This is a genomic window from Neoluteolibacter marinus, from assembly GCF_014904755.1.
Classification (GTDB): Bacteria; Verrucomicrobiota; Verrucomicrobiia; order Verrucomicrobiales; family Akkermansiaceae; genus Haloferula; species Haloferula marina.
The window spans coordinates 1-281 of sequence record NZ_JACZFQ010000318.1 but is presented as its reverse complement, the minus strand read 5'-3'; the positions used below and the strand labels follow the sequence as shown (position 1 = coordinate 281).

The 281-nt window shown below is 63.7% G+C and carries 1 protein-coding gene; it reads left to right on the top strand.

The window, feature by feature from the left end:
* The coding region (locus IG178_RS25065; protein ID WP_193215281.1) for an ATP-binding cassette domain-containing protein at nucleotides 1-281 on the top strand (281 nt) is incomplete at both ends.

Here is a 281-nt window from a genome sequence, read left to right as displayed (position 1 = left end):
GGCAACCTGGTCATCGAGGCCAAGGACCTGCAGAAGGGCTTCGGCGACCGCTCGCTGATCTCGGATCTGTCCTTCACCCTGCCCCGCAACGGCATCGTCGGCGTGATCGGCCCCAACGGCGTCGGCAAGTCCACGTTGTTCAAGACCATCGTGGGCAAGGAGCCGATCGACGGCGGCGAGCTGCGCATCGGCGACTCCGTGAAGATCTCCTACGTGGATCAGAATCGCGAGAACATCGACTCCGAGAAGTCGCTGTGGGAGGTCGTCTCCGACGGCCTGGA